The sequence below is a fragment of the Dermacoccus sp. UBA1591 genome (genome assembly GCF_002322065.1).
Lineage (GTDB): Bacteria > Actinomycetota > Actinomycetes > Actinomycetales > Dermatophilaceae > Dermacoccus > Dermacoccus nishinomiyaensis.
The window spans coordinates 2,944-9,669 of sequence record NZ_DCNR01000100.1 but is presented as its reverse complement, the minus strand read 5'-3'; the positions used below and the strand labels follow the sequence as shown (position 1 = coordinate 9,669).

General features: G+C 68.4%; 6 protein-coding genes. 4 read left to right on the top strand and 2 right to left on the bottom strand.

The window, feature by feature from the left end; genetic code table 11:
* The first annotated feature begins 111 nt into the window (after positions 1-111).
* Positions 112-711 (top strand): sunset domain-containing protein, encoded by a 600-nt coding sequence (locus tag B2284_RS11245; RefSeq protein WP_038566091.1) that lies wholly within the window; start codon positions 112-114, stop codon positions 709-711.
* Positions 712-842: 131 nt separating this feature from the next.
* Positions 843-3,266 carry an HAD-IC family P-type ATPase gene (locus tag B2284_RS11240; protein WP_286697530.1) on the top strand — a complete coding sequence of 808 codons (2,424 nt, stop codon included), beginning with the start codon at positions 843-845 and terminating at the stop codon, positions 3,264-3,266.
* 74 nt (positions 3,267-3,340) lie between these two features.
* Here the strand turns inward: B2284_RS11240 and B2284_RS11235 are convergent, their stop codons facing one another.
* On the bottom strand, positions 3,341-4,000 hold the full coding sequence (locus B2284_RS11235) for a hypothetical protein (protein ID WP_074046587.1): 660 nt from the start codon (positions 3,998-4,000) through the stop codon (positions 3,341-3,343).
* A 49-nt stretch (positions 4,001-4,049) separates the two neighbouring features.
* Here B2284_RS11235 and B2284_RS11230 point away from each other — a divergent pair, with 49 nt between their 5' ends.
* Both B2284_RS11230 and B2284_RS11225 read left to right on the top strand, forming a co-directional pair.
* The gene (locus B2284_RS11230) at positions 4,050-4,484 is read left to right on the top strand and encodes a hypothetical protein (protein WP_051805389.1); all 435 of its coding nucleotides are present in this window, start codon (positions 4,050-4,052) and stop codon (positions 4,482-4,484) included.
* A 100-nt stretch (positions 4,485-4,584) separates the two neighbouring features.
* Positions 4,585-5,874: a polysaccharide deacetylase family protein gene (locus B2284_RS11225; protein ID WP_286697531.1), complete on the top strand. Its 1,290-nt coding sequence runs from the start codon at positions 4,585-4,587 to the stop codon at positions 5,872-5,874.
* 122 nt (positions 5,875-5,996) lie between these two features.
* Here B2284_RS11225 and B2284_RS11220 read toward each other — a convergent pair whose 3' ends face one another.
* Positions 5,997-6,638, bottom strand: a complete 642-nt coding sequence (locus tag B2284_RS11220) for a hypothetical protein (RefSeq protein WP_286697529.1) — start codon at positions 6,636-6,638, stop codon at positions 5,997-5,999.
* Positions 6,639-6,726 lie beyond the last annotated feature (88 nt).

Sequence of the window (6,726 nt, the reverse complement as noted above, 5' to 3'; positions counted from 1 at the left end):
CCTCGTTCGTGAAGAGCCGGCAAAGCAAGAACTTGAAAGCGCAATGACCTCTAGGATCGGCGGTGACGTGCCGACGGCCGTCACCCCTCCCACCTCGAAGGAAACGCCCAGATGAACCGTGCCCTCGCCCTGGCCGGCGCGACGACGCTCGCCGCCGCCACCGCCTTCACCGCCACGCCCGCCCTGGCCGCGGCGACCGTCACGACGCGCGTCGCGAACCTTGCCGTGACACCGACGACGGTCACGAAGGGCTCGAGCATCACGCTCAAGGGCCAGGCGCAGAAGCTGGCGAAGACCTGGACGGCGACTCCGGGTGCGTCTGTCGTCGTGTTCTTCGACGCTGACGGTTCTGCCCCGAACACCGCGCAGCGCACGCTGAAGGCCGATGCGCGCGGCAACTTCGCGACGTCGATGGCCCCGCAGGCGAGCGGATACTGGAGCGTTCAGCTCAAGGCGACGTCGACGAACAAGGCCTCGACATCGACGCGTGTCTACGTCAAGGTGACGGCCCCCGCGCCATCGCGCGGCAGCGCCATCGTCATGCCGAAGGGCAGCGTCAACTGCCCCAGTTGGGCGCCGATCAAGGGCAATGCGTCGAGCCACATCTTCCACAGGCCCGGCCAGCGCTTCTACGCGAAGACGCACCCCGAGATGTGCTTCTCGACGCCGGCTGCCGCGATCAAGGCGGGGTATCGCGCGTCGAAGATCTGATCGCAGCCCATGATGGCGGGTACTCACAGGTAGGCGCGCGGCTGCCCGCCTACCTGTGAGTGACCCGCCACCCTGAGTCTCGGCCCGGCCCTCGCGCCACGCGGGGGAGGCCGTCACGAGACAATGGGTCGATGGGAGAGCGGGAACAGCACGAGGCGGGCCTGAGCACGGCCGAGGTGGAGGAACTGACGCGTCGCGGGGAGGTCAACCACGCCCCTGACGACGGCATGCGCTCGACGTGGCAGATCGTGCGAGCGAACCTGTTCACACGCATCAACGCGATCTTCGCGATCCTCGTGGCCCTCGTCGTCGCGACGGGCTCGCTGCGCAACGCGCTGTTCGGGCTCGCCATCGTCATCAACAGCATCGTCGGCATTGCGCAGGAGCTGCGCGCCCGTCACACGCTGAAGCAGCTCAGTATCGTCAACACGGCCGAGGTGACGGTACGGCGCGACGACGAGGCGAAGAAGATCCCGACGACGGACATCGTCACCGGCGACATCGTCGAGCTGTCGTCCGGTTCGCAGATCGCCGTCGACGGTGTCGTCGTGCGCGCCGATCACCTCGACGTCGACGAGTCACTGCTGACGGGTGAATCAGACCCGATCGACAAGCGCAGCGACGACGACCTGCGCTCCGGCAGCTTCGTCGTCGCGGGCTCGGGGCTGATGCGCGCCACCGCCGTCGGCGGAGATTCGTACGCCGCCAAGCTCACGGCCGACGCCGGCGAATTCACGCTCGTGCGCTCCGAACTGCGCAGCGGCATCGACAGCATCCTCAAGGTCATCACCTACCTGCTCATCCCCGCCGGCCTCATCACGATCGTCAACCAGCTGCTGCTCGCGCGCGACGACTGGAAGCAGGCCGTCCTCGGCATGGTGGCCGCACTGACCCCGATGGTGCCCGAGGGCCTCGTGCTGCTGACGTCCGTCGCGTTCGCCGTCGGCGTCATCCGCCTCGGGCGCCGTCAGTGCCTCGTCAACGAGCTGCCAGCGATCGAGGGCCTCGCGCGCGTCGATGTCGTCTGCGCCGACAAGACGGGCACCCTTACGGAGCCGGGCATGACGCTCGAACGCGTCGAACCGCTCGGTGACACCGACGAGGGCAGTGCGAAGGAGGCACTCGCCGCCCTCGCGCACGCCGACGAGCACCCGAACGCGACGATGCTCGCCGTCAAGGACGCGTTCGGCGATGCGCCGGGTTGGGGCGTCGAGGCGCGGGCGCCGTTCAGTTCCGCGACGAAGTGGTCGGGCGTCTCGTTCGCCGGGCACGGCAACTGGGTCATGGGCGCCGCCGACATCCTGCTCGACCCCGACAGCGCCGACGGTGAGCGCGCAACGGAGGTCGGCGCGAGCGGCGCTCGCGTGCTGCTGCTCGCCGAGGCGGAGACGCGCGTCGACGCCGACGGCGCGTCCGGCGAGCTGACGCCGCGCGCCCTCGTCGTGCTCGCGCAGAAGGTGCGCCCCGACGCCGCGAAGACGCTCGAGTACTTCCACGACCAGGGCGTCGAGGTGAAGGTCATCTCCGGCGACAACGCGCGCAGCGTCGGCGCCGTCGCCGAATCCCTCGGCCTCGGCGAGGCCGACCAGGCGCTCGACGCACGCAAGTTGCCCACGGACACAGCCGAACTCGCCGACGCGCTCGACAAGGGCGTCGTGTTCGGGCGCGTCAAGCCCGACGGCAAGCGCGCGATGGTGCGGGCGCTGCACAGCCGCGACCACATCGTCGCGATGACCGGTGACGGCGTCAACGACGTCCTCGCCCTCAAGGACGCGGACGTCGGCGTCGCCATGGGCTCCGGCAGCGACGCGACACGCGCCGTCGCCCAGATCGTCCTGCTCGACAACAAGTTCGCGACGCTGCCGCACGTCGTCGCCGAGGGCCGCCGCGTCATCGGCAACATCGAACGCGTCGCTCACCTGTTCCTCACGAAGACGATCTACGCGGTGACGCTCGCCCTCGTCATCGGCCTGCTCGGGCTCGGGGCGCACCTGTTCCACACGCCCTCGCTCGCGTACCCGTTCGAGCCGATCCACCTGACGATCGCCGCCTGGTTCACGATCGGCGTTCCTTCGTTCGTGCTGTCACTGCTGCCCAACAGCGAACGAGCGCGCAGCGGATTCGTGCCGCGCGTCATGCGGTTCGCGATTCCGTCGGGGCTCGTCATCGCCGCCGTCACGCTCGCGTGCTACCTGCTCGTGCGCCACGGCCAGGGCGGCGGTGCGGACGCAGTGACCGACGGAGGGTTCGGCGCCGGGCACACCCAGATCGCGACGGCGACGCTCACGACGCTCATCGCGTGCAGCTGGTGGGTGCTCGTCATCGTCGCGCGTCCGCTCGACCGCCTGCGTCTCGCGCTCGTGACGGCGTGCTTCCTCGCCTACGTCCCGATGTTCCTGCTGCCGTTCACCCGTCGCTGGTTCTCGCTCGACCCGACGAACCTGTCGAGGATGGCGATCGCGGCTGCCTGCGCGCTCGTCGGCGTCGCGGCGCTCGAGAGTGTGCACCGCGTGGTGGCGCGACGTCAGGGCCAGGCGCCCGCGGTGCACGGCTGAACGTGATGACCTTGCCCGAGATCGCGTCGTTCCCGACGCGATCTCGGGCAAGGATCACCGCGAGCCGTACGACATCACGCGTCGAGATCGTCCAGCCGAGCGATCCAGGGGTGGTTCGGTTCGGTAAGCGTCAGGGCATCCCGCAGCCATTCTCGTGTCGAACGCTCGAGCAGTGGCGCCGTGACGGTGAAGTCGCGCTCGTCCTTGTCGCGTAACCCGCGCGATTTCAAGAGCAGTTGCAGTTCCGGCCGGAGGTAACGCACGCCGTCTCGCTCCCACAGGGCTCGCGTCATCGGGAGGCGAAGGCGGGAATCGCGTTTGTAGACCCACTCTTGCTCGCTCCCCGGGCTGAGCAGGATGTCGTACTCCCAGGCGCTCGCGGCATCCGGCCTCGCCCAGATCTGCCCGCACCCGCGCGGGAGGACGTCGTCAGGCGCGCCATCCGCGTCGACGTCGGGAAGCAGTGGGGTCAATGAACCCGCCGCGGCGGCCCAGGCGTGCAGGCGTCCTGCGAGATGACGTCGAAGCAGGGGCAGGTCATCACGCAGTACGGACGGATCGATGTCGTCGTGTTCGCGTGATGCACCCGTGAAGGCCTCGATGGCCCAGCCCCCGGCGATCCACCACAAGCCGGGGTAGCTCGCGAAGAAGTGCTTGACGTCACTCGGGGTCAGCGGCGCCCACCTGCCGTAGAGAGCCAGGAAATCCTCGTCGGTGAGGTGATTCACGGTCATGCCAGCGAGACTAGGCGGAACACCGCGGCGGCGTGGAAAGCTGACGAGTATGGATTCCGTAGCCACGCCGTCGCGCTCGGACGCCCACTGGTTGCTGCCCATCAACCCCGCAGCGCACGCCGAGCACCAGCCCGACGACTGGCGCACCCGCTCGGACGCCACGGCGGTGTGGGCTGCCATCGGGCGCTCGCAGCCACTCGAACGCTGGTGCCTGCGCAGTGGCTACCGCACGATGCGGGCGGGGGACGTCATCTGGGCCTATCTCGCCGTGCGCCAAGAGGTGTGCGCTTTCGGTCGCGTGCGCGCGGTCGTCGAGGCTGACGGCGCCTGGTTCGTCGACGTCACCTGGGACGAGCACGCGACCCGGGCGCTGAACCGCAGCCCCGTCGCGCGAGGCCGTTTCGGCCAGGTGCCGATGTCGACCTGCCGCGCGCGGGCGACGGCCGTCGAGGTGCTCTGCTGTGCGATGGAGGACCTGCTCTGACGCACCGTCCGGCGCGTCGACTTGGGCGCTCGTCAGGGGTCCCGCGTACTGTGGAACGGCAGACAAGAACACCGGGGGCAAACGGGAGGAACACGTGAGCATGGCCGCTGACGGCAACGGAACGACGAACGATGGACGAGGCGACGACGGCACCGCGAAGGCGCTGTCGAAGGCTGCGGTGGCGCGCCGCACCGTGCTGAGCGGCGCGGGCGTGTGGGCGCTCGCCGCATGCAGCACGTCGTCGAAGTCGGACGGCTCCGGCAAGGGCGTCAAGGCCGGCAGCTCGGCCAAGGCGTCGGCGTCGTCGGCGAGCCCGCAGGGCAAGACGATCGGCGACGGGTCGATGAGCGACACCGGCCCGCAGCCGGGGCTCTACAAGCCCAAGAAGCTCGAGAAGGGCGACGTGCCGCCGCAGTTCGTCGTCGTGTCGTGGGACGGTGCGGCCGAGCTCGTCGACAACCCGTTGCTGTCGCGCTTCCGCAAGGTTTCACGTGAAACCGGCGCGCACATGACGCTGTTCCTCTCCGGCATCTACTTCCTGCCCGAGAGCAAGAAGACGCTCTACCACGCGCCGCACCACAAGCCTGGTGCGACCGACATCAACTTCCTGCCCGATGACTGCGTCCACGCGACGATCAAGGGCATCGGTGAGTCGTGGACTGAGGGCCACGAGATCGGTACCCACTTCAACGGCCACTTCTGCGGCCCGACGGGTGGCTCGACGTGGTCGCCGAGCGACTGGGGCAGCGAGATCGATCAGGCCCGCTCGTTCGTCGCGAACTGGCGGACCAACACCGGATTCCACGACCTGCCGCCGCTGCCGTTCGACTACGACAAGGAACTCATCGGCGGACGCACGCCCTGCCTCGAGGGCGGCGACAACCTGCGCACCGAGGCCTCAAAGCTCGGATGGCGCTACGACACGAGCAAGAGCACGCTGCAGATGTGGCCGAAGAAGGACAAGGGCCTGTGGGACATGAGCCTGCAGTCCATCCCGCTGGCCGGCACGCGCTTCCAGGTGCTGTCGATGGACTACAACATCATGTTCAACCAGTCGAAGGTGACGAAGGGCAACCCGGCCATGCACGCGACGTGGCGCAAGCAGGCCGTCGACTCCTACATGGCCGGGTTCAACCGTTCGTACGAGGGCAACCGCGCTCCGCTCGTCATCGGCAACCACTTCGAGGGCTGGAACGGCGGCATCTACATGGACGCCGTCGAGGAGGTCATGCGCAAGGTCGCCGCGCACAAGGACGCGAAGATGGTGTCCTTCCGTGAGCTGTGCGACTGGATGGACGCGCAGGACCCGAAGGTCGTCAAGAAGCTACAGGCCCTCGCCCCCGGCGAGACGCCGCCCGGCGGCTGGGACGAGTACCTCGAACTCACCTGAGCCAATGCCTGGCGGCCCGGCTGGGCACACGCGGATCGGCCCGAACCTCTCGTGAGGTTCGGGCCGTTCCGCTGCCGGGTGTCGGCGAGGGCCGCCACAAGGCTGGCCGCTCGCCGGATCCGTCATCGGGTGCGACGGCGAACGACGAGCGTGCCGCCCGCTGCGGCGAGAAGCGCGCCGCCCGCGAACGCCGCGGTGGTGTTCGTCGAGCTGCCCTCGTGCGTCATGTCGGTCTGCACCTTCGGGCCCACGGTGGTCGAACCCGTCGTCGTGCCGCCGGAGGTTCCCGGCTTGGACGGCGTGGGCACGGGCTGCGCCGACGCGCCGATCTTCACGTCGACGGTCTTCGTGACGTGGGAGTTGTTGGCGTCACCGCAGTACCGGAAGTCGAGTTTCACCTTGTATGTGCCGGGCTTGGCGTAGCGGTACTGGTAAGGAGACGAGAAGTTGAGCGGCGAGACGCCCTTCGAGGTGCACTGCAGGACGCCGGAATCACCGCCGGTACGGCCTTTGCCGTCACCGAAGTCGACACTCATGGACATGGGGCCAGGGGTACGAGTCGTCGTGTGATCCGGCCCGTTGGCATGGTGCTGCGTGCCCTTGAGGTTGAAGTTGAATGCGACGGTGGTGCCGTCGGTCGTGTAGGTGATGCTGGGAGTCGCCGACACGCCGGGCCCGGCCGTGGGGGCTGCGTAGGCGGGGGCGCTGAACAGGGCGGCTCCGGCGAACGTCGTCAAGCATGTGGTGCGGACAAAACGGTTCATGGCATTTTCCTGTTCTCGAGTCGGTGCGTGTTGGGCACACCTCCTTCTTCAGTATTGCCGTGTGTGACGTGGAACACGAGAGCTCGAG